Here is a 23,891-nt window from a genome sequence, read left to right as displayed (position 1 = left end):
CTGAATTATTGGCTTGGCAGCGGGCAACTATTAAGAAGCGGGGTTATTGTTAAAAAGAGGAAAGGCCGTGGAGCGCCCTATGCGACAGATGGCAGATCAATGGCTCTGACCCCATTGATCCGCCGTCAGTAATCCCCACCATGGTTGGCGTATTCCGGTGCTAGGTTTTCGAAGCGGGTAAATTTGCCTACAAACGCGGCACGGCTGGTGCCAACCTCACCGTTACGTTGCTTGCCGATGATTAACTCGGCGATGCCTTTATCGGGGCTTTCTTCGTGGTAGTACTCGTCGCGATAGATAAACAAAATTACGTCGGCGTCCTGCTCGATGGCGCCGGATTCCCGCAGGTCGGAGTTCATTGGCCGCTTATTGGGACGCTGCTCTACGCCACGGTTAAGCTGGGATAACGCAATGATGGGGCAATCGAATTCTTTGGCGATACCTTTTAAGGAGCGCGAGATTTCACTGATCTCCTGGGTTCGCCCTTCACTTTTACCGGCCACCTGCATCAACTGCAGGTAATCCACCATCACCATACCAGGGTTGCCAAATTCACGGGCAATACGGCGCACCCGGGCGCGCATCTCTTGCGGCGTGAGGCCAGCGGTGTCGTCGATAAACAGGGGTTTATCTTTCAGCTTACCCATGGCGGCGGAGAGCTTGGGCCAGTCTTCTTCGGTGAGGCTACCGTCACGGATTTTACCAGCGTCGATTTTACCCACTGAGGACAACAGTCGCATCATCAAGGAATTGGCCGGCATCTCTAGGCTGAATACCAGTACTGGGCGGGTTTGGGTAAACAGCGCAGCCTCAACAAAGTTTAGCGCCAGCGCGGTTTTACCCATGGAGGGCCGCGCCGCCAGGATGATCATTTCGCCGTTTTGCCAGCCGGAGGTGCGCGAGTCTAGGTCTTCCAGGCCGGTAGATAAACCAGTGATGTCGGAGTCTGAGCGAAACAGCTCGTCAATGCGCTCCACGGCTTCTTTTAGCAGGGTGTTCATCTTTTGGAAGCCACCCTGCTTGGGCTGGCCTTCCACGATTTCGGCAACCCATTTTTCGGCCAGTTGCAGTAGCTCGTCCGCGCCCAGGCCTGCGGGGTTAAAGCTAGTGCGGCTGATTTCGCCGGCGGCGCCGATGAGTTTGCGCAGGGTGGAGCGCTCAGCCACGATGCGGCTGTAGGCGACGATATTGGCGGCGCCTGGGGTGTTGGCGGCCATGCCAGTGAGATAGCCGACGCCGCCGACCTCTTCCAACTGGTCGTTTTTCTCCAGTTCTTCCGCCAGGGTAATCACATCCAGCGGCATATCCCGGGCTTCCAGCCGGCAGATCATGGCGTAGATGGTGCGGTGGCTGGCGGAGTAGAAGTCGTCCTCGGCCAGGACTTCGGCCACGGCATCAAAGCGCTGGTTGTCCAGCATCAAGGCTCCCAGTACGGCCTGCTCGGCTTCCAACGAATGCGGCATCTCGTCGGCTGGCGCTGCCATCAATTCTCCTTCGCCGGCGTCTTCAAAACGCTCACCAGCAAAACCGGCATCTTGCTCGTAGGCAGAATCGGGAATCGGTTCGTAGGGAATATCGTCTTCGTTCATGGGTGTTTGGGAGTGTGCCGTTGAGTCAAATTCGCCCCGCCCAGGGGTTGGGCGCGGCCTTGTAGCTTAACGCAATCGAGCGATTTTGGCTTGTGGAAAGCAGACCTAAAATCACCGCCGCCACAAACGACAAAAGCGAGCTGGCAAAGCCGCTCGCTTTTGGCAGAAATGCAGTGCTGAAAGCAAAAACTAGACGGCGCAGGCGCCGCCTAAATGCTGTTAGTTATTCAGCAACAACAACTACTTTAACAGTTTGGAACACTTCGGTGTGCACCTGCAGGTCGATGTCGTACTCGCCTAGCTCACGCAATGCACCTTCTGGCAACTTAACTTCCGCTTTAGACACTTCAACGCCAGCGGCGGTGATGGCTTCGGCGATGTCACGGGTGCCAATAGAACCAAACAATTTACCTTCGTCACCGGCTTTTGCAGTGATGGTAATGGCTTCCAACTCGGCCAGTTTATCGGCGCGAGCTTGTGCTTCTGATGTTTTCGCAGCAGCAGCGGCTTCTAAGTCAGCACGGCGCGCTTCGAAATCAGCCAAGTTCTTTTCGTTGGCCGGCAGTGCTTTGCCTTGTGGCAATAAGAAGTTACGACCAAAGCCAGGCTTTACAGTAACTTTGTCGCCAATGCCGCCAAGCTTACCGACTTTCTCGAGCAGAATAACATCCATCTCGTTTACCCTCTGTTTTGAGTAGCGGCCGCAGAACCTAATCTTGCGACCGGGGCGCTACACGCCCACGTAAATTTAACAAGCTGTCCAGTACGGCCAAAACCGCGATCATGCCTCGCATAGGCCCAACCAACAGCATAAAAATATAAAACACGATCAACCAATGACTGCCCAGTCCGCGCTGTTTCACCATCCAGTGTACTAAGCCTATTCCAGCCACAACTAAGGGCATAAAAAAGACCGCACCCCAGGACGGTTCACCTGCGCTGTAGTGGTATAGCCCCACCCCCAAACACACCACGGCCAGCACAGGGCCAAACCGCAGTAGGTGAAACTCCTTTTGGAAGCCACCGGGGTTGTAGAGCAGCGCCTGCCACCAGCGAGCCAGTAATAAGCTGGGAATAGCGGCAAACATACTCACCGTGGCAATCATACCCAGGGTGTAGCGATCCGTTACTTGTAACGGTGCCTGTGCCTCGGTGCCGTACTGGGCCACCATCTGCCGGCTGGTTTCAGCTATGGCATTGGTAATGGCCGCGACTTGGCTGGGCGCCCCCAGAAACATAACAATGGTATTTACCACCGTTAACCCAAGGAGCGCGCCGAGGGCGTAACTCCATGACTGGGATTGGCGCAACACCAAAGCCGCAATGGCTATGGCCAGATAGATCGCCGTAGACACCATCGCCATAAGGGCGTTGGCTACACTGCTGGCAAACAACACCAGCCCTGGGGCCACGGCGGCAATAAATACAATTGCGCCGGGGCTGCTGCCCAACCGCATCAGCACTAAGGCCACTGCAGCGGGGCTGATTACCGGAATCCCCAGGATGGCAATCACCGATGCCTGGAGCTTCCCTTGCATTACAAACTGAGCCAGTGCACGAAAAAGCTGTGCCATCATGCACTCACAGTCTGGTTGTTACTCGTGGCTGTCTGTGTAAGGCAGCAGAGCCAAGTAGCGGGCGCGTTTGATGGCGCTGGCCAATTGACGTTGGTATTTAGCTTGTGTGCCAGTGATGCGACTAGGCACAATCTTACCGGTTTCGGTGATGTAAGCTTTTAGGGTTTCCAAATCTTTGTAATCGATTTGAGATACACCTTCAGCGGTGAAACGGCAAAATTTACGACGACGGAAAAAACGTGCCATGGTAGTTAGTCTCCCCTTACTCTTCTTCGTCTGATGTAGCGGGTGCGGCTGCTTTCTCAGCAGTGCTCTCGCTGTCTTCACGGGCCTGACGCTCTTCGCGGCGAGACTTACGCTCACGGCTCTCTTGCTCAGACTTCATGATGGGCGACTCTTCGGTGACAGCTTCGTCACTGCGGATAACCATGCTACGCAAAACAGCGTCGTTGTAGCGGAAGTTAGTGGTCAACTCATCCAACACGTCGTTAGAACACTCAACATTCATCAGAATGTAGTGCGCTTTGTGGATTTTGTTGATGGAATAAGCCAGCTGACGGCGACCCCAGTCTTCCAAACGGTGTACAGCACCGCCAGATTCTTTGATAGACGCGGTGTAACGCTCTACCATGCTAGGGACCTGCTCGCTTTGGTCTGGGTGGACCAAGAAAACAATTTCGTAATGACGCATGTAAACTCCTTACGGGTTTCGCTTCCCGCCAAAAAAGTGTGCCAAAACAGCGCACTAAAACAGCAGTGAAGCAAGGAGGGCTCTGCTCAAAAAGCGAACGGAGCCATTAAGGGGCGCGAATTTTAGGGAATATCGCCCAAGAGTGCAAGGCCTTTGGCGATCCCTTGCTACAAAGACATCCAATGCTACTAAGAGATCCAACGCGATGGAGCCCGCAGCCTTAGAGCTCGCAACTCACTTTTTAGCCCCAGCACAACAAGCCTAAGGGCCTTGCTTCACCGCACCAATACATTCCAACTCCACCGCAGCACCCAGGGCCAAGCCGTTAGCGCCCAAAGCACTGCGCACCGGATAGGGGCTGGTAAAGTAGGTTTTATAAATGGCATTAAAGGCAGACCATTGGGAAATATCCGCCAGCATGGCCGTGCACTTCACCAAATTGGCCATACCAAAGCCGTTGGCCTCCAACACCTGCTTTATGTTATCCAATACCTGTTTGCTCTCAGCCTTAATGCCCCCCGGCACCAACTCCATAAAGCCCGGTTTAACGCCAATCATCCCGGCCAGGTAAATTGTCTCATCCACGACCACCAGCTCGGTGAAGGGAGCTCCGGCGGGGTAAACCACCGCTTCGGGCGCGTGGCTAATCTCGGCAGCATGCCCCCATTGGCTGACCACAATCATCAACAAACAGGCAGCCTTAATACTCCTCAACAACATTACATACTCCTCGGTTGGGCTAATAACAATAGATTGCTGATAACGAAAGATAGCTGACCACTAAGACGTGCAGGGACTAAACCCACGTAGTGTTTTCTTGTTTGGGAGAACAGACGCAGGGCCGCGCGCTATTGGCGTCGTTTGGGGTTGGTGTTTTTGGGCTGGTGCTTTGTGGCCGACGGTAGGTAGAGCTTGGTTGAGGATGTTTGGCCGGCGCAGACGGAGTCAGCCCTCTGCGCCAGGCCTATTTACTTAGGTATTAATCTCGATCCGTTCTCTGCCACTCGGTCTGCTTGCGCTTCATAAACCCGGTGTAAATACCGAATTTTGACAACACATAAAGCGGCATGGCGGCTAACTCTTTGGGAGCCAAAATATCCCGTCCCTGGGCCCACCAAACTGCCAGCACGGTTGCCACCACGGCGCAGAACATAAAACTCACTAAGTAAATGGCAGAACCTACATCCACTAACAGCCCCAAACCGACAAAGGCTAAAAACACTGCTACGGTGAATACCAACAAAAGTGACAGCGGCGGAATAATGAGGTCTAAAAAGAAACCCACCAAAGGCAGAGATTTCAGTTTCCAAGCTGCCTTCAGCACCGGCGGGGAGAACTTTTGTATCATGCCCAGGTGGCCGTGTTCCCAGCGCTCTCGCTGTTTGGCCAAGGCCTCCTTGGTGCTGGGTAATCGGCTTTCTACCCGGGCGTGGTCAAGATACAACGCACCCTTTTCTTCGCAGGCCAGTTCAATACCCAATTTCATATCTTCGACAATTTCACCCGAGGCAATGGAAACATCGGCAATATCGGCCCAGGGAAACGCCATACCGGAGCCCAGCAATGGCACGGGTATGCTCAGCACCGAGGCACCTCGGCAACGCACCGCATTTTTTACCAGTACAGCGAACTCAGACACTTTAATGGGTAAAGACGCGCCCGGTGGTGCTTTTAACAGGTAATTGGCCTGGATGGGGTAATCACATTCCACCGCGGCTGCCTTCAGTTGCGCCAAAGTGCCCGGCAGCACTTCGCAATCAGCGTCCACTATCACAACCACCTGGGGTGGGCATTCACGCAGATGATCAATCCCGTAGGCCAACGCAAAGCCTTTACCACGGTTGCTGGCGTCGGCCCGCTCCAAAACCACGCAACCCGCTTGGCGGGCAATGTCAGCGGTACCATCGGTGCAGTTATCGGCCACCACCACAATAACGTCGTCTTCGCCCAACTGCGGCGTTAGGGCAGCAATGGTTGCAGCCAGGCCGGATTCTTCGTTGTGGGCGGGGATCAACACGGCAGCAATCACATCCTGTGGCGGCACGTGACGATGGCGGTAAAATACTGAGGCAACACACTCCACCACAAACATCGCTAGGGGGATGGATACCACCAAGACAACCACCCAACACAGCGCTATTACAATCATCGAATTTCCTTATCGTTAATTTGGTAAAACAAACACTTGGGGCGCTGCTTCCAATAATAGGCGTAAACCCTGTATCGCCAGCCTGACCGCTAGCCTATTTGGTGGCAATCCGACCGCTGGTCGATAACAAGCACTGAAAATGCGCCGGCCCACCCGCCACGCAGGCGGCGCAACAGTTATACTTATTCGCAACCCGTAAGGCCAGACTAAACCCTCAAATTCAGCAATGGAGCAACCCATTTTGCCCAAAAGCTGCTTAAATGCGGTTCACAATCCCGGTATTGCCCTACGGCTAAGAATTTACCTTTAAATCGAGTATGCCCCCCACACTATGAAAATCGCCTATCTGAGCAATATCTACCCAGTGACCAGCGCCACCTTTATTCGCCGTGAAATTCGCGCGCTGGAAAAACTTGGGGTTAATATTTCCCGCTTCGCTATTCGCAAATGGACCGACCAACTGGTAGACCCCGCAGACATCGAAGAGCAGGCGAACACTCAGTATCTGCTGACTGGCAACACCAAGGGGGTGCTGCGCAATACCGCCAAAACCCTGACCGAAAACCCCAAGGCCTTTTGGCGGGCACTGAAGCTTATGGCCAAATTAATTGGCAATGCCAAGGGCCAGCTGGTACACCATGCGGCTTACCTAGGCGAAGCCTGCTGCCTCTACCAAGCCTACCGCGCACAGAGCATTGACCATTTGCACGCCCACTACTCCACCAACACCGCCGCCGTGGCCATGCTCAGCCACGCCCTTGGCGGCCCAAGTTACAGCTTTACCGTGCATGGCCCGGATGAATTGGACGCGCCGGTTCACAACAGCACAGCGTTAAAGATTGAGCACGCGGCGTTTGTGGTGGCCATTACCGATTTTTGTAAATCGCAATTGGTACGCTACAGCAACTTCGATAACTGGGACAAAATAAAAGTGATGCGCTGCGGCATCGCCACCGAGGAATTCACGCCTTCAGATCACAGCTTTGAAAACAATTACCAGCTGGTGTGCGTGGCCAGGATGTCCGGCTTAAAAGGCCAAATGCTGCTGCCGGATGCCATTGCTCCCATTGTGGATAAACACCCCGAGGTCAAAATCGTTATTGTTGGTGACGGCGAAATGCGCCCTAAACTGGAATCCAAAATTAAAACCTTGGGGCTAGAGAAACACTTCGATTTACGCGGCTGGCAAACCAATGCCCAGGTCAGTGATATTGTCGGGGCTAGCCGGGCGCTGATATTGCCCAGCTTTGCCGAGGGCCTACCCATTGTGTTTATGGAATCTTTTGCCCGCGCACGGCCGGTGATGGCCACCTACATTGCCGGCATTCCCGAACTGATCGACGAAACCTGCGGTTGGGTCACCCCTGCCGGCTCGGTGGAGCGATTAACCCAAACACTGGATGACTTACTCAGCACCAGCCCAGAGCAGCTCAAAGCCATGGGTGAAGAAGGCCGCCGCCGGGTAGAAGCCATGCACGATGTCAACGGTTTGGCTGCCAATTTAAAACAGGCCTTTGAACAACAGGTGCAGCGCTAGCAGCATTATGCCGGCTGCGATCCGTGGCCGGCGCCCTTGCCTGGATTTTCTGTCTCTCTAGTTCTTTCCCCGCAACTCCCTACTTGACTCGAATCCAGCTCGGCACTGTATTTGCCACCGAAGTTGGTCGATATGGTCACTGAGCAAGGCCACAAAATAACCGCCAGTTAGTTTATGATTTAACGTTCGTTTAAAACGAATCTCCGCCACACAACAATAAATATCGACACCAAACCAAAGGTGCGAGCGTGGCTTGGCGCTGGTGCCTGGTGCCTGGTGCCTGGTGCCTGGTGCACAAGGAGCAATTCCATGGCCAGCTTTTCTCGAATGTACCTGTGGCGCAACAGAGCGCTGTACTTAACCCCGCAATTAGTGCAAGCCAAAGATTTTGTCGCCGGTTCCGATCAACTGATCGTCTGCCTGGACGGGCACATTACCCGCAGTTTCCCCAATCACCCCGATGTCCATTGCCGCACCAGTTTGCTGCGCGCTGGCGCTAAAATTCCACAAATGAGCGTAACCAACCACTGGAGCCGGCTGGCCATCTGCCACCTCAACTCCCTCGCCCAGGATTTTTACGCCACGCGCTCCCAAATGCAGCTTGAGGTCAACGGCGATTATTTTAATCACCAGAACGAAACCGAAATCATCCGGCAGCTCAACCGTGTTTTTGACGAAGACCTAGCCACCGATGACACCGCCCAGGTGCTCGACGACCTCATCATTGCCAAGCATTTAAAGCAAACCCGCTTCCAACGCATCGACCCACGCATCGAATCGGTTAAAGCCTGTATTGAAGATAATATTCGCGAAAACTTGGTGAATGCCGATTTGGCCAAAAGCCTGAATATGTCCGAGTCCCGGTTGGTAAAGCTGTTTCGCCAACAAATGGGCATTCCCCTTACCCGCTTCCGCATTCATTTCCGAGTGCACGTCGGCCTGCTGTACATCACGTTGGGCTATTCGGTTACCCAGGCGGCTCTGAGCACGGGGTTTTCCAGCACGGCGCATTTCTCGCGCTGCTTTAGCGATGTGTTTGGCGTGCCGCCCTCATCGGAGTTTCTGCACCCGCCCTTCCTGGAAGTTAAACTGGGCCAAGATACCCTGGCCGCCTTGCAGCGTCGGGCGCAGAGCGATTCCATGCTTGGCAAATACGTTCAGCGCTACCAGCAAGCCCATGGCTTAGGTACCACCTTAAGCCCTAAATCACCCATCGCCACCGAGTCCACGCTAAAGACCACGCTCAAAACCAACCCCGAAGCCACTCTCAAGGTGCTCCCCAAGGTAAGGGCACAGCCGGCAGGTGCTTAGCCCGGCTAATCTCTGTACAATGCGCGCTTTTGCGGCGGCCCGGGCTGCTACAGCAACACTATAGGCGCCATTTATGGATACCAAAAAAGTCGGTTTTATTAGCCTGGGTTGCCCCAAGGCCACTCTTTCTATACTTTATTAATTCCTCACTCCCCCTACAACACCAGGCTATAACTCAGCGACTTCGAACAGTTCGACCTTCTCATCAATCCAACGCTCAATCTCAGATGGCAGTGAGTGCCGCTCTAAGAGAACTAACGCCCCATCCTTCCAAACCGGCCGAATTTCAAAAATACTATTCTCTGAGCCGTCAGCTACAGCCATGCGCCAACGCTCGCTCTGAATGTTGAATTTCTTAAGAGCAGATTCACGCAACTCATTGAATATTGCCCATAGCGACTCTTGCCATTCCAAGCCATTCGACGAGTCAACCAACAAAATACTCCAACAGAAAAAATCATTTTTCGCCTCAGCAATTGAGTAACTACCACCCGGTATGTGCCCAATAGAAGGAATATCAACAGCCCTAAAAGAAGTATTTTCTGAGGCTTGAGGATGACTTGTTTGGTCAATGGGGAGCTCAAGAAGCTTCTGAATATTCGGGGGAACAGGCAGCAACCGCACACCGGCAATCTCTTCCCCCTGAAACACCGGATAGAGAACAGCCTGAGAACGGCTGGAAGAATTTTGATGGAACTGACAAACATATACCCTGCGCCGGAGCCGGGTTTGTGACTGCCACGGTATATCGACAAAGACAGCGATAATACTGGAAGCGATGGAATCAGGCTGCAACTCCCGAATAATACAATATTCGTGAAGCGCAGTCTGGTGAAGTCGGTATTCGATAGTAACTTCAGGCAGCAGGCCAAAAGCAGATATTTTAGCGTTAAACCATTCTGTCATGATCACCTCAACAAAATAGTGATCATAGCAACGAGACCAAAACTGCAAGCTATCTGTGGAGAACTGCCTTTCAAAAAGCGATTGCAGCGTCTTATCGTTACAGCGTCACGTCACGACAGCGATAACAGATAAACTGACACCTACATGGCTCATCGCTGTCAAAACAGGACATACCATGTAGGTAAAAATCATTTTTTTCCAATAATTCGGTACACAGAAGCTCTGCTTATTCCCAATTGCCGAGCTATCGCTGTCGGACCAATACCTTCTTGTCGCATATTCAAAACCTGCTCAGATTTAGCCCTGGCTGTCGCCTTGCGGCCTAAGTACCTGCCTTCAGCTTTCGCCTTAGCGATCCCTTCCATCTGACGCTCCTTTCTCAGTGCAGTCTCAAACTCGGAGAAAACCCCTAAAATATCGGCAAATGCTTTGCCTTCCGGTGAACTGGTATCAATCGATTGTTCAGTAGCTCGAAGACAAGCACCACGCGATTTAAGCTCGTGAAAAATATCCTGTAAGTCGCGCATACTACGTGCGAGCCTATCGATGCGCGTAACAACTAGAATATCCCCTTCGGTAACGAATTCGAGCAACCTCTCCAATTCTTCCCGGCCTTGCCTGGAGGTACCGGACACCTTTTCCGATCTAATTACAGAGCACCCAGCTCTTGCCAATGCTTCTTGTTGAATTTCTAAACTCTGGCCAACTGAGCTGACTCTCGCGTATCCATATACAGCCATAAAAATCTCCAAACGTCTCAAAATGTCTAGAGATATTACCGCACCGTATAAATTTGCAACTCCAAACCCTATTGAGACGAGAATACCGTCTCACCCCAGGCGTCTCGACCAGCATACGTTTTGATACGACCATCTCATGCCAAAATAATAAAATTGTTATGTAAAAGTTTCTTTTACCCTCCCTTTTTCTAAGTTTCAAGAACCATTTGATTAGCCAGCCGATATTAAGATTCTCTTCAATTCGAGCCCACAGAGAGATTGAAGTAGAGATGACAACAACCAAACACCAATTACATATCGGCAACGCCTATATCGTATGGCAAAAGCCACTACCTTTAACGACTGAGTTATTTCCAGTTGAAAAATTCGATATAAATCTATTGCCAGAAGCTATTAGGGACTGGGTACTCGACATCGCTGAGCGTATGGATGGACAGCAACCTGATTACGTAGCGATTGGAACTGTATGTTGTCTAGCCTCTCTTATAGGAAGAAAAATTGGAGTGCACCCCAAGAGGTTTGATGACTGGCTAGTTATACCAAACCTCTGGGGTGCTGTTATAGGTAGACCTTCAGCCAAGAAAACCCCATCGCTTTCCGAAGCTATCAAACCTATTAAACAGCTAGCAAAGGAAGCAAACCTTGATTTTGAATCAGAATGCCGATATTACGAAGCTGATGTCGAAATAGCCAAAATTCAAAAAGACCTAGCGAATAAAGAGGCCCGTTCCAAAGTAAAAAAGGGGGATATCGATGATGCCCGCCTGTCTTTCCTATCTGTTATCGATACAACGCCGCCAACTATAAAGCGATTTCTAATCAATGATGTGACTGTTGAAAAACTCGGTGAAATACTGTCAGAAAACCCAATGGGGATATTATTCTTCAGGGATGAACTAACGGGCTTGCTAAAAATGCTAGACAGAGAGGATAAAGCACAAGAGAGGGCCTTTTATCTCGAAGCATTTAATGGTTCTGGTGATTTCACCTTCGACCGTATAGGCCGGGGCACTGTACACATCCCAAGTATTACCCTATCGCTGCTGGGTGGTATTCAACCGGGTAAACTACGAGGATACATTGAAGCCTTACATGATGGAACTGGGGACGACGGCCTGATACAACGATTGCAACTAATGGTCTGGCCTGATCCGCCTCCATTCAAACATGTTGATCGAGCCCCAGATGCAGAAGCCAAAATCCGAGCCGAAGGTGTATTCAATCGACTTGCGATGCTACCAGACAGCGATGATGAAATACCAGCTCTTCGATTCTCAGAAGAAGCGCAATGGGTTTTTGATGGGTGGTACATCAAACTGATGGAGCGATGTCGAATCGATTGTCATAATGAACATATAGAGGCCCACCTGAATAAATACCCGAGCCTCATGCCAAGCCTAGCGCTAATCATCCAATTAGTGGAGAACCAAGAGGCTACTGAGATAAGCGAGCAATCAGCAGCAATGGCGGTCGCTTGGTGCAAGTACCTGGAGAGTCATGCTAGGCGCGTATATGGCCTATTAGACGATCCACTCTACGAAGCCAGATCACTAAGCAGCAAACTGGCCAAACTTCCCAACCCGTTCACGGCCAGCGATATTCGGAATAAAGATTGGTCTGGTCTGAGAACCTCTGAAGCCAGAGCGAATGCCCTATCGCAGCTATGCCAGCATCACCACCTACACCTGATAGGTAAATACTATTATAAAAACCCAGCCATATTGGAAGATTAATCCAGAGTTACTATGGGGGGGGGGCAGCAGTGGGATCTGACAAGAACGCAATCGCTATACCGACAACACCGACATTATCTTTACTACCCGTAGCCATGTCGGTTTTGTCGGCACCTAGATTGCACGTTCTACTATTTCTTAAATGCCAACCGCGATTATTTTGACCGATGCTCAGTGACTATAACCGCTTTATTATCCCGCAACACCGTAATATTTACCGGTGATCCAACCTTACCGAAAAGGTACTTTTTAGCCTCCTCAGCATTATTCACTGCCTCGCCATCAATACTAAGAATGATATCCTGCGCACGAACGCTAACCACTGATTCACCCACCGACTGCACGACCACTCGTTCACCAGCCTGAATAGTAGTGATTACCACTCGTCCTGCATTCTCGGCAGGATACCATCCCGTTTTAGCGCGACTTTCACAGACAATACGCAGATTCCGATTGGCGGTGATATGTGCCCCAGGGTCAAAGGCAGGCAGTCCCTCAACAGTAGACTTACACTCGCTGATCTCACCGGCGTAATTTACTAACTGCTGACTCTTAGTCACGGTACATGCCTGCAGGGTCAATATCGCCAACAGGGGAAAAATCATTTTTATCATTTCAGCCTCCAAAAGCTATTGCTAGAAGGCTTCTAAACTACCGAAAAAAATGATTTTGCAAGTAAAGGGTTAGTTCTGGGAGTTACCCCACAGCCAAAGCTCATTGTTTAGAGCACTAACACCTGGGGTAATACAGAACTGACAACTCTATCTATTAGGAAAATGGTGATCTCAAGTAGTTAAAATCAGACTGATCAATTCATGTACTTGTTATCACGCTGCCTGAATGCAGGCATCGTTCCTTCGAGTATATCTACAATAGCTCGATTCACCTCAGGGCTTTCAATCGCACCTGGATTAACCGTTACTCGATTATCTTTGTCCTTTTCAATATTCACATGAATAACCTGCTCCGCATCTGCAACCACAGCTAGATTTGGATTATGCGTAACCATGAAAATCTGCCTTCTCAACTTCGCCTTTTTTATAAAGGGAACGAGAATCCGAGATACGCTTTGGTTATCAAGGTTATCTTCCGGCTGGTCAATAATTAGCGGCTTATTGTCCTTATCCAGAAGTAAGTAAAATATCAGTAACAACGCACCTTTTTCACCAGGCGAAAGTTGCTGTAATTGCTTACCGCCCATCTCTAGGCTATATGCCTCGGTCAAGTAATCCAATGAATATAGATAGTTGTAAAACGCTGTAAGATCTTGAACTTGATCATCAATGTATCGGACAGGCTTTTTGGTAATGTCTCGATAGTCTTTTTCCAGATGATCAATCAACGTGCCGAAGAACACAATAAGGTTTTCAGGGTCACCTAGATCAACAGATTCCAGAAGGCCCCTGAGCTTCATCTGGCCTGCCTCCTTACCATAAAAGCTCCCTTTAACATTCTGAGAAATATACCCCTGAAACTGGCGCATAAAGCTTTCATCGAATTCGAAACAAGATTTTATAGCTACATCATACTTTCCCAGTAGGTCGTGATTTTCGTTGAGTGATTCATCAATCGACGCCTTTATGTTCTGGTACACCTCAACCAGTTTAGATTTTACTGCAAATATCTCTTTAACGTATCCGACACGCTCAGCTCTAAACTTGTCTATATCGCCCTGTAGACCATCAGCAATATAGGCCAACGAAGATTTCAGCCCCTCCAATGTTGCAGGGTCACTTTTGTCACCTTCAATTGCCCTCCGCTTTGATTTCCACTCAGCTAGATCTGCCAGATATTTCTGATAGCGTTTTTCGGGTGCACCAAGGTCGTTCAGTATTTTTGCTCTTTCCTGGGTTAGAGACTTCAGAGTACCTCGCAAGCCAGTATTCTGCTGGGTGCCATCACCATCAAGCTCTACTGACAACTTTTTGTCTTTACCCACATTAGAGGCTATTTCCTGATCAATTTTGTCGTAGCTAACCGTGAAGCCAACAACATCATCAATAGAGATACTGTAAGGAAGCAACTCATCAGTAATAGATTGCCTCTGCTCCCCTACCGACTTTTCAAGCCCTTCAACAGTAACTTTAATCTGCCTCAGCTTTTGCAAAGCAATTGACACTGTAAGTTTCTCTGCTTCAGCTTCAGCAATTTTATTCTCTACTTGCTCAATTTCTGCCTGAAGCGAATCAGCCTTTTTGCTTTGCTCAGACTGCTCAGTACTTTTCTCGCTCTTATTCGGATTCTCTATTTCTTCAGGAACAATACTGTCATGGGCATCAAGCTCCTTATTTTTTATCTCCAACTGGCTATTTAGATTATCGATATACTTTTGGTTTCTCTGCATCTCCAGCGCGGCTATTCTTTCATTCACCTGCTGTAACTTAGCCTTGATCGCCATCACTTCGTTAAGGCTATTACCCTTTAAATGATCAACTAGACCATCAAAGGTTGTACACCCGTAACGCTGCGCTACAGGTATATGAGAAAAGACAACATTTTCTAGCTCTGTCCTAAAGCCCTCTATTTGATCAATTTCCGAACAAAGAGATTCGAAATTATTTTGCGAGAGATATTTAACACGCTCCTGAACTGATGCATTAACTTCTTCTGCAAGCCCTTTGGTTGATTCAGTGCCATCATCCCAATACATTGAAGCCGTAAACTTGGATGCTAGGCCATTTTTCTTGAACTTCTTTGGCGTTAGGAACTCCAGTGGCGTAGAAGCTTCACCACACAACGCCAAAATATCCGCGACCGCGCTCTTACCAGACCCCTTGTTACCAATAATTGCTACAAGCTGCTTATTAAACGAGAGCCGAACACCATCAAACCAAACACCCTGCTCTTGCTTATAGCCCTGAACAGAATCTATTGTAATTGCCTTAATGTACTTAGTTTTGTTTTCTTCAAATATTTTAAGCGCCGGTGGCTCCAAGCCAATAAACACTCGATCCATTGGCTCATTCAAAGTTTGCAACAAACCTTCAAAAGTAGGATCAGATTTTACCCAACAATATCTCTGTTCATCAGGTTCAAATAGTTTTTTATTGTCATGCGCATCAGAGCCGTGAAAACACGGCTTAGGTCTACCACAAAGTCGGAGGTAGTCATCGGAGTGGCCGTAGAAGAATTCTGCATCCTTTGGCCTTGAAGAAAATATTGCATCTGACATTTTATAAATGCCACGCCTATGCGACTCTAGCTGTGATAGCTTATCGTCGGTAAAAAAGTCTTTATGCTGAACTACACCTGAAGCACCATCAGTAGATTTATTTGAGACAACAATAACGGTATTACGTCTTAAATCTTCATCCTTTTTAAACAGTACTTCTAAAGTTCTCCACTCAACAACCAAGTTATCGATGCCATGCTTATATGCTTGCTCAGCATCCATTTTATTGTCGCCGGATAGCTCTCGGCCAAAATTCACCATATCACTTCTGGTAGCTGAGAATTCCCTACCTTGAGATATCGTTAGCTTTTGAAAAAATCTATCCTCAAGTTCAGAATCTATTGCAGGATTAAAAAGACAGTGAATATTAACAGGCTTACCACTACCCGTTATGGGAGTCACCCTCATCTCAACATTAGGAATCACATAATCGATATTCTTACTTATCACACCTGACCTAAGCTTTTCCTTAAAAACGAAATAATTCTCTATCGACCAGTAATCTGTGATACCAACAACTGAAATTTCACCTTTATAGGCATTAATGTCTGTGCAATATTTAGCCCATTTTTCGTCTAAATCTTTCCCCGTAAACTTGTCATTTTTGTTCGTGCCAGGCGTATGAATATGAAGGTCCCAACGCCTCCATTCCGCACCTTCTCGGTATTCCTTTACAGACATATCCATTACACCTTTCTAATTGTTAAAATGTGCTCTCAAAATGATACTCATAGGCTAAGCCGCTAACACTGCCAGCCTTAACCTGCGCTATTAACCCCTGATCAGGCACACTCTCTGGTATTAGCCCTATATCTGAAGCGCTGAGATACGGCTTACCTGATGGTTTACCATCAGCACTGTGCTTCTGGCAGACTTTTACCGTAGCCATATACTGAGTACCTATAGGAAACAGCTCTCTCAGTTTTCTTGGAAACTCGACACGGATATCATCAACAAAGTGATCAACAGCCTTTACCCGTGGCCTGCTCTTGTGCGGATCACGGCAGGTTTCAAGGGTCACACCCTTAACATATTCACCAATATAATCTTCAGCCTTAATCATCTTAGCCATTGAGCGCCTCATTTAGGTTAGTGACCACATCGTAGTCGACACCAATGGCCTCGAAGTGTTTTTCGCCGCAGGCGATCTTGTCTTGCTCTGACTCCCGGAGATCCTGCTTGTTGCGAGTGCTTTTTGTTTCGCGGATCAGGTAGAGCTTCTCCTCGCCCTCGGTGACTAGCGCCCAGTCCGGGTTATAGGGGCCGACAGGTGTATCGACTTTAAACTGCTGGGGGAGCTTACAATAAAACTTAATACGATCATCGCTATCGCAGGCGATGGCAAACTGCTTTTCGACCTCGGAGTCAAACTCCACATGGTCGTAAAGTGTTTTGTCCTGATTAGACACTGCATAGAGGTTGTTCATATAGCGGGTTATGCCCCGATCGGCCTCTTGTTCCAGCTGGTGCATTTCGTAGCAGAGCCCGCCGATCTTCTCGTATTCAATGCCCTGTACTGTAACGTGGTGCAGCTGGGACTGAATGCACTCCGTTACCTGATTGATAAACACTTGGGGGTTCTCGATAAAGTCTTTCAATCGACCTGATGCCTTTAGTATTTCTACCAGTGTGGAACGGGTTAACTCGGTATTGTTCTGCAAATAAGCCAGCAAATCTGGTAACTCTGGGGCCTGAATGACTTCGCGAACTCCACCCGAAATCTGCTCCCCCTCTATGCCTGCTTTGGATACCTCCTGTCGATACAAAGCTGTAGTGATACGTGTACGGTGAATGGCTGGCATTGCGGCTATGGCCGCTGCCGTCGCCTTAATCAGCTCATCGGTATCGAACTGAACCCGGTAACGGGTACGCTGGCATATCTTGTTCCACAGTTCACTGAAGACCGGGTCTAAAGTGATATTCTTGCGCAGCTGCAGGGTGCGACGCTCTCGAACATTGACCACACGATTTTTAAATACGTACTTGTTGAGCTCATCCACCACCTGGGCACGCATATGTGCCCACTCATCGGGAAGCTCCAGCACAAAATGTGGATTTTTAGGGTCAAATTTATCGGTGACTCGCCCTTCATCGTTCAAATAGTCATTTTCTTTCAAAGAATCGACTATCGCTTTTGACGCTTCTTGACCGATAGCAACATATTGCTGCTCTTCGGGGCTTGCCAGAGTGGCGAAAGCGGTGATATCTACCTGACCAAAACCGATACCGTAATCGTCTTCATATTCGGTTTGTAGCTGATTGGCAAAGTCCTCATAGGACTCGTTGGCGATAACCGTTAGGCGATTAACACTATCGTCACGAACCCGCTCGCCTTGCTGATTAACCGGCAATCGCAGACCGCGCCCAATCTCCTGGCGCTTCTTATCCTGTGATTTGGTTTCATTGAGGGTACAAATCTGGAAGACGTTGGGGTTATCCCAACCTTCACGCAATGCTGTATGAGAGAAGATAAAGCGCAGGGGAACGTCCACATCCAGCAATTCTTCTTTCTTTTGCATGATTAGCGAATAGGTATCCTCGTCATCCTTGGTTTTACCGGAGGTATCCTTCAGCTTGCCCTTTTTATCCTGTGAGAAATAGCCGTTGTGCACCTGCTCAACCGGAAAACTCAACAACCCCTTATACAAGGGCTTCTGGGTTAGCTCGTTGTAGGCCTCCTCGAACCACTGCCCAATTTTACCGAGACTGGTAGAACCGTCATCACCGTAAACACGGTAGTTAGCAACTTTGTCGATAAAGAACAGCGATAGCACCTTGATGCCCTTGCCTTTCACCGCCAGCTCTTTCTTTAAGTGCTGTTCGACGGTTTCATGCACCTGGGCACGCATTAGCTCATCGCCGAGACCGCCCAACTCTTCTCCGAGCCTGACAACCTGACCGTTGGCAAACTCTACATGCTCAATACCTGGCTCACAGCTGATGGTAGAAACAACCCAGCCATTTTCATACTCTTGCCGCTCTTTGGACTTTAGGAATAGGTCATCACCCTGCTTGATAGTTAGTGACTTTTTCTTGGGGCCTGCTTTTTCCTGCACATTAATCTGCAAACTGGCTTTGATACCATTTTTGTTATCGACCTTCTTTAAACCCACAAAGGTGGAGTTAAAGCTCTGATCCTCCAGCAGGCTGGCCACTTCTGTTAGACGTCAACTATCTTGTCCGGCCCGCGACAACTATGATGGCCGGTTAGGTGCTTTTACTTTTACTGCTTTTTGCTTGTGCTAACTGGTGCTGCTTTCGATAGCTTTCCCCCTCAAGTTCGATAATTGTCGCGTGGTGTATTAGCCGATCGACAGCTGCCACTGTCATCATGCTGTCGGGGAAGATCTGATCCCATTCACTGAAGGGCTGGTTGGCGGTGATGATCAGGCTGCCACTTTCGTAACGATGGGCGATAAACTCAAACAGCACATGTGTTTCAGCATCGGTTTTCTTCACATAGCCAATGTCGTCAATGATGATGACCCGGTATTTATCCAGTCGGGTCACTGCCGTCATCAGGTCAAGATCCCGCTTGGCTTGCTGCAAGAGCTGAACCAGTGCGATGGCCGGAAACAGCTTGCAGCGCACTCCTTGCTCAACAAGCCGGTGACCCAAAGCGTTGGCTATGTGGGTTTTGCCGGTACCACTGGGGCCAATCAGCAGGACGTTATCCGCGTTGTGCGCCCAGTCTGTATCTTGTTGCAGTTTGGCCAGTACCGCTTGATTGGGTCTGCTCAAGCTGCTGTTATCCAAGGCTGTGAAGGTTTTACTGGTTGCGAGCCTGGCTTCGCGTATCCATTTTTGAGTCCTGCGCTGATAACGATCAGATAGCTCGTACTCACATAGAGCCGCCAGGTAGTCGGTGTGGGACCAGCTTTTCTCCACAGCCGTGTCCCACAGCGACTGGTAGTGCCGAACAAAGGCCGGCAGCTTCAGCTCTTTTAATAGCAGGGCGACTGAATCGCTCACAACACCACCTCCTGCGCCAGATCTAGCAGCCGGCTATCGCCCGTTATCGTTGACAGCAGCTCGTCATAGCTAATCAGCTCATGCTGGGTGGAGGTGGCTTGCAAGGTGGGTTGATGGCTGGTGAGGTAGCGGGCCTGAAGCTCCGTAATTGTCGCGAACTTGCCGGCTTTAGCGTGAACCAACAAGTCCTGCCCTAGCGCCTGCTCATCATCGTATTCATAGGCTAGCCTGAGTACGGTGACGATCCACTTACAGGCCTCGCGAGCCTCCAGCTGCTGATCGGCATGACGCCAAAGCTGGCGGTAGTTGTCGTCGGGCAAGAGATCATCGCGCAGCTGAGAGTAGCGGAACGCCTGAGGTTTGGACGCCAGTGAGCGGATGACGTGCTTGTAATTGATACAGCGGGCACGGCTCTCTCCTGGCTTAGGGTAGATACGTGGTAGCGTTAGTGCCTGCTGCTGCCCGATGTGCAACACCAGCTGGTCATGATGCAGCCTGACCTGAACGCGCTCACCGATTAGCCGCGAGGGCACGGTGTAGACCACGCGCCGGACCTCTATGGTCGAAGAGCGTGTGACTTTGATATTCAGCGTTTGGTAATCGGCGGCCTCATGACTAGGTAAGGGCTGTAAGGCCTGCTGCTCTTCAGTAAAACGCGAGTGAGAGCGGCGATTGAGTTTGGATGCCACCTGATCAATGAACGCTTGGTAGGCCTCAATGCTGTCAAAGTCATGGTGCCCGCGCAGCTTCAGTTGCTGCGACAGGCGACGTTTTAGCGACCCGTTGGCGCACTCAACCACACCGTTTTCATGTGACTGCCCCAGGTTATTGCGGGTGGGCTGCATCCGATAGTGTGCACATAACTCGCCATAGGCGTCGGTCCAGACATTTTGTCGATTGTTGCGTGCTGCACTTAAGCTGTCGGTGCGGTGCTCAATCGGGCTGCCACCGGCCTGTTGCAAGGCTCGCTGTAGCCCGCAAGCAAGAGCAGCATAGCTTTCTCCACCCTGCACCACGGTAACCGAGCGCCAACCGCTGTAGGCCAGGCGGAACTGATACAGCAGGTGTTTTAAGGGCGTCCCTTGGATAGTGATCGGGCTGTCAGGGTGAGTGAAGTCAGAGAAACCCTGCTGTGCAATGGCCGCCTGCTGGCGGAAGATAACATCCTGATCGGGGCCATTCAGTGCTTTCCATTGTTTGACCCGTCGCTGCAAGGTACGCAGAACACGCTGGTCGTAATGTTCCGGGTAATGCTCTTCCAGATATTCCAATAAGGTCGTGCCGGTCAGTGACGGCTCCCGCTCAAGCAATACCTCCAGTTCGGTACTCCATACCGCGTTAAGCGGGTCTTCGCGTGTGCGCCAATCTCTCTGGGTTTGAATGCGAGGTGCGCCTGATTTTTCGATGCGTCGTCCAGAGCGGACGGAAATTCCTGCCTTAGCGGCCGCCACTTCCTGGCTGGCGCCGTCTTGTCGATGCTGCATGTACAGCTCCTCTTGTCGGTTGGTTATGTGTTGACCCGGCACTCTGTGCTCCAAAGTGGAAAACAAAGTACCTATTGTCACACCCAACCGGCCAAGATAGTTGTCGTCAACCGGTCACCCTAATTGTCGCCGAACACACTTCAATGCGCTTAACCAGACGCATATCATAGGCTTCGATAGGCCCCAAACTATACAGCAGGTTATAGGGGTTCTTGTGAGTAGCGGAATAGCGCAAGGTACACAGCGGGTTGAGGTTATGCAGAGCATCTGCACGCTTGGTCTGTACCTTACTGGTATCCCCCTCTACTGACTGGGGCTCATCGATAATAACAAAGGGGTTGGTGGCACGAATAAAATCAATCGGCTTGTTACCACTGAGCCGGTCATTCTCCCGGTTGATAATATTCTGCTCTTTCTCAAAAGCCTGAATATTAATCACCATAATCTGGATTTTATTGGCGCTGGAGAACTGCCGTACCTGCCCCAGCTTCTTGGAGTCGTAGACGAAGGCATCAAAGGGCACTTGATCATAGAGCTCTTTAAAGTGCTCCCGCATGATCTGGATACTTTTGGTTGTGCCCTCACGGATCGGCACACTGGGAACAACAATAATAAATTTGGTGAAGCCGTAGGTCTTGTTAAGCTCAAAAATTGAGCGCAGGTAGACATAGGTTTTACCGGTGCCGGTCTCCATCTCGACAGAGAAGTGGGGAACGGTGCGAGTTAGGTCATCGCCCTCAAGGGTAAAACTGGTTTTTAATAGTTCTGTCTGTGCAGGCAGATTATTAGCCTGCTGCACCTTGCCTAAATTGGCCAATAACTGCTCATCGGTCAGTACCAACTGGTTGGCTACGGCGGGGATATCGCTAAACACATCCCCCCCCATCGCCAGCTGACTACCGCCGGTTTGCTGTCCCACCGAGACGGAGTAAGTTTCCTGCGCCAGCGGCTGCTCTTCAAACAGCCTCAGCACCGAGTTAATTGCCTCCTGCTGATAATCCAGCGTGGCATCGAATTTGAGTTTAGGCGCTGACATTTAGACCACCTTAAACACAAATTCAGACTCACTGTTCTGAGAGCGAGACTTGAAGGTCTGTACTGCGTTGGCTTTAAGCTGGTCATTGCCATTAAAGCCTTTATCAAGGCAGATAAACTGCATTGGCTCTAAATCAGCAACAGCATCTATAAACCCCGCAGTTAATTCTTCCTCCAAACAGATCATTAATGCCCCTTCAGCTACAGAAAACACTGTTTTCCCAACTACTTCTAATTCATCTATTTGTACTGTGAGTTCGAATCCAGCCTTTAGTAATAACTCATAAAGAATCTCTTCCTGAGTTGCCAAATCATCAACATTATTAACATGTAACTGCAACTGTTGTTCAAGATTTTCTTTTGATATTTCGGAGGCGGTCTGCCATTTTTGAAAGGTTGATGGCCCTAATTTACAAACCTTGAATGCACCGTCATTCTGGGAGGAAACCCCAAAATTAAGCTGCCCCTCACTACCATTAGCTAACGATTCAGCCGAACGCCTAAGCCTATCTTTACTGATATCTGCGATGGTTTCATAACCTAACTTCTTCCCCTGACTTTCTTCAGACAGCATCTCTGGAAGCTGCACCAATATAAATCTTCGATTACCACCATCTTCAATATTCTTCTCATAGACCGCATGTCCCATGCTTCCCGACCCCGCAAAAAAATCGAGAACAATCGACTCATCAAGTTTATTAGTGCCGAGCTGAATTATCTTCTTCATCAACCCCACAGGCTTAGGATGGTCAAATACCTTTGTCCCACCAAAAAGCGCATTTACTTCTCTAGTCGCTTTTTTATTACCATCCTCTTTTGCCCATAAATCCGAGGACTCTCGACCTTCTTCACTCATATATGTTTTCTGATAAACCTGCCACTTCAGCTCGCCGTTCTTATTAACTTGCTTCCATACAATATCATCGGATTGAAGTAACTGGTCATATGTATCTCTTCCACATACCCAACGACTCTCCCAGCCTTCAGGAGCAAGAGGCAGAACCTCAGTCCCATCTGGGGCCGTAACAGGAAAAAACATACTCGGCCTATCTTCTCTTCTATTCTCTCCCCCAGTACGTCTCAAAGACCGCAATAAATATCTACCTCGCTCATCTTCCTCATTGTAAATTGCCGCCTCTTCTTTCGTCATTGGCAATCGAGAGAGCTGATATGCGTCAGTTTTTGAGTATACAAGGATGTAATCTAATTCCCTTGCAATACCCCTACTACCACTTCCCATACGTGTTCCTGTCGCACGGGATATCATTCCAATAAAGTTTTCCTCACCAAATAACTCATCGAGGACCCTGCGTAAATTCTCTAGCTCGTTGTCATCAATTGAAACAAATACCGCCCCATCATCCCTCAATAAATTCCTAGCTAAGTAGAGCCGGGGATACATCATGTTTAACCAACGAGTATGGAATCGGCCTTCTGAAGCTGTGTTCGTGGAAAACTTCTTTCCATCATCATCGACCTGGCCAGAATACGCCAAATATGTCTCTAGGCTCTCCTGATAGTTATCAGGATATATAAACTCCCTTCCAGTGTTATACGGCGGGTCGATATAGATCATCTTTACCTTACCGTAATAGCTCTTCTGGAAAAGCTTCAACACCTCAAGGTTATCCCCTTCAATAAACAGGTTTTTGGTATTATCAAAATCAACCGATTCCTCCCGGCAGGGCTTTAACGTGGCGCGAGTGGGCTCCTGAATCAATTTCATGCAATCACGTTTGCCGGGCCAATCCATGCCATAACGCTCACGACGCCCCTCGTAGACATCGGTAAAGCTACCCAGCTCGGCTTTGAGCCGTTCAAAATCGACAGTTTCTACCACCTCACCGTTATCACCGGTGGTTTCGGTAAATACGCCAGGGAACAGCTGCTTTAGTTCTGCGCGGCGTTGTTCGGCGATATCCAAGGTTTCGCCCGTCATGGTTTCAGGTAAGTCCGTCATAGTTGTTTCGCTCATAATCGTTTACTTCTGCCTAT

Annotated in this window: 20 protein-coding genes; 3 read left to right on the top strand and 17 right to left on the bottom strand. The window is 49.5% G+C overall.

Annotation, left to right across the window (positions count from 1 at the left end; all coding sequences use genetic code 11):
• Positions 1–125: 125 nt before the first annotated feature.
• From dnaB to ACGHM3_RS05250, 7 genes are all read right to left on the bottom strand, one after another.
• Positions 126–1,484: a replicative DNA helicase gene (dnaB, locus tag ACGHM3_RS05280; RefSeq protein WP_345421719.1), complete on the bottom strand. Its 1,359-nt coding sequence runs from the start codon at positions 1,482–1,484 to the stop codon at positions 126–128.
• A gap of 328 nt (positions 1,485–1,812) precedes the next feature.
• Positions 1,813–2,262, bottom strand: coding sequence for a 50S ribosomal protein L9 (gene rplI / locus ACGHM3_RS05275; protein ID WP_345421672.1), 450 nt, complete (start codon positions 2,260–2,262; stop codon positions 1,813–1,815).
• A 37-nt stretch (positions 2,263–2,299) separates the two neighbouring features.
• Positions 2,300–3,166: a hypothetical protein gene (locus ACGHM3_RS05270; RefSeq protein WP_345421675.1), complete on the bottom strand. Its 867-nt coding sequence runs from the start codon at positions 3,164–3,166 to the stop codon at positions 2,300–2,302.
• Between the two features lie 18 nt (positions 3,167–3,184).
• Positions 3,185–3,412 (bottom strand): 30S ribosomal protein S18, encoded by a 228-nt coding sequence (gene rpsR / locus ACGHM3_RS05265; protein WP_345421678.1) that lies wholly within the window; start codon positions 3,410–3,412, stop codon positions 3,185–3,187.
• A 16-nt stretch (positions 3,413–3,428) separates the two neighbouring features.
• A complete protein-coding gene (gene rpsF / locus ACGHM3_RS05260) occupies positions 3,429–3,857 on the bottom strand; it encodes a 30S ribosomal protein S6 (protein ID WP_345421681.1) in 429 nt (142 codons plus the stop codon).
• 261 nt (positions 3,858–4,118) lie between these two features.
• Positions 4,119–4,577, bottom strand: a complete 459-nt coding sequence (locus tag ACGHM3_RS05255; RefSeq protein WP_345421684.1) for a Rid family hydrolase — start codon at positions 4,575–4,577, stop codon at positions 4,119–4,121.
• 259 nt (positions 4,578–4,836) lie between these two features.
• Positions 4,837–6,006 carry a glycosyltransferase family 2 protein gene (locus ACGHM3_RS05250; RefSeq protein WP_345421687.1) on the bottom strand — a complete coding sequence of 390 codons (1,170 nt, stop codon included), beginning with the start codon at positions 6,004–6,006 and terminating at the stop codon, positions 4,837–4,839.
• Between the two features lie 331 nt (positions 6,007–6,337).
• On the opposite strand from ACGHM3_RS05250, the gene ACGHM3_RS05245 reads away from it, so the two are divergent.
• Positions 6,338–7,543 carry a glycosyltransferase family 4 protein gene (locus ACGHM3_RS05245; RefSeq protein ID WP_345421690.1) on the top strand — a complete coding sequence of 402 codons (1,206 nt, stop codon included), beginning with the start codon at positions 6,338–6,340 and terminating at the stop codon, positions 7,541–7,543.
• A gap of 309 nt (positions 7,544–7,852) precedes the next feature.
• Complete coding sequence (locus ACGHM3_RS05240) at positions 7,853–8,854, top strand: AraC family transcriptional regulator (protein ID WP_345421693.1); 1,002 nt, start codon at positions 7,853–7,855, stop codon at positions 8,852–8,854.
• Between the two features lie 168 nt (positions 8,855–9,022).
• On the opposite strand, the gene ACGHM3_RS05235 is transcribed toward ACGHM3_RS05240, so the two are convergent.
• The gene (locus ACGHM3_RS05235; protein ID WP_345421695.1) at positions 9,023–9,760 is read right to left on the bottom strand and encodes a hypothetical protein; all 738 of its coding nucleotides are present in this window, start codon (positions 9,758–9,760) and stop codon (positions 9,023–9,025) included.
• Between the two features lie 188 nt (positions 9,761–9,948).
• Positions 9,949–10,500 (bottom strand): recombinase family protein, encoded by a 552-nt coding sequence (locus ACGHM3_RS05230; protein WP_345421698.1) that lies wholly within the window; start codon positions 10,498–10,500, stop codon positions 9,949–9,951.
• A gap of 269 nt (positions 10,501–10,769) precedes the next feature.
• Between ACGHM3_RS05230 and ACGHM3_RS05225 the strand changes: the two genes are divergently transcribed.
• Positions 10,770–12,233: a YfjI family protein gene (locus ACGHM3_RS05225; RefSeq protein WP_345421701.1), complete on the top strand. Its 1,464-nt coding sequence runs from the start codon at positions 10,770–10,772 to the stop codon at positions 12,231–12,233.
• A 155-nt stretch (positions 12,234–12,388) separates the two neighbouring features.
• Here ACGHM3_RS05225 and ACGHM3_RS05220 read toward each other — a convergent pair whose 3' ends face one another.
• From ACGHM3_RS05220 to ACGHM3_RS05185, 8 genes are all read right to left on the bottom strand, one after another.
• Entirely contained in the window at positions 12,389–12,847 is a 459-nt protein-coding gene (locus tag ACGHM3_RS05220) for a PDZ domain-containing protein (protein WP_345421704.1), read from the bottom strand.
• A 194-nt stretch (positions 12,848–13,041) separates the two neighbouring features.
• On the bottom strand, positions 13,042–16,086 hold the full coding sequence (locus tag ACGHM3_RS05215) for a TrlF family AAA-like ATPase (RefSeq protein WP_345421707.1): 3,045 nt from the start codon (positions 16,084–16,086) through the stop codon (positions 13,042–13,044).
• Positions 16,087–16,108: 22 nt separating this feature from the next.
• Positions 16,109–16,477 (bottom strand): hypothetical protein, encoded by a 369-nt coding sequence (locus tag ACGHM3_RS05210; RefSeq protein WP_345421710.1) that lies wholly within the window; start codon positions 16,475–16,477, stop codon positions 16,109–16,111.
• On the bottom strand, positions 16,470–18,560 hold the full coding sequence (locus tag ACGHM3_RS05205; protein ID WP_345421713.1) for a hypothetical protein: 2,091 nt from the start codon (positions 18,558–18,560) through the stop codon (positions 16,470–16,472). The genes ACGHM3_RS05210 and ACGHM3_RS05205 overlap by 8 nt, the downstream gene beginning before the upstream one ends.
• A 52-nt stretch (positions 18,561–18,612) precedes the next feature.
• On the bottom strand, positions 18,613–19,377 hold the full coding sequence (istB, locus tag ACGHM3_RS05200; protein WP_390517726.1) for an IS21-like element helper ATPase IstB: 765 nt from the start codon (positions 19,375–19,377) through the stop codon (positions 18,613–18,615).
• The gene (gene istA / locus ACGHM3_RS05195; protein ID WP_390517725.1) at positions 19,374–20,861 is read right to left on the bottom strand and encodes an IS21 family transposase; all 1,488 of its coding nucleotides are present in this window, start codon (positions 20,859–20,861) and stop codon (positions 19,374–19,376) included. The genes istB and istA overlap by 4 nt, the downstream gene beginning before the upstream one ends.
• A 106-nt stretch (positions 20,862–20,967) precedes the next feature.
• On the bottom strand, positions 20,968–21,897 hold the full coding sequence (locus ACGHM3_RS05190; RefSeq protein ID WP_345427666.1) for a DEAD/DEAH box helicase family protein: 930 nt from the start codon (positions 21,895–21,897) through the stop codon (positions 20,968–20,970).
• Positions 21,898–23,871, bottom strand: coding sequence for a site-specific DNA-methyltransferase (locus tag ACGHM3_RS05185; RefSeq protein ID WP_345427667.1), 1,974 nt, complete (start codon positions 23,869–23,871; stop codon positions 21,898–21,900).
• Positions 23,872–23,891: the final 20 nt, after the last annotated feature.

Origin of the sequence: Halioxenophilus aromaticivorans (assembly GCF_042850945.1) — a bacterium.
In the GTDB taxonomy this organism is placed as follows: domain Bacteria; phylum Pseudomonadota; class Gammaproteobacteria; order Pseudomonadales; family Cellvibrionaceae; genus Halioxenophilus; species Halioxenophilus aromaticivorans.
Note: the sequence above shows the minus strand (reverse complement) of the source record. Positions and strands in the feature narration are given on the sequence as shown.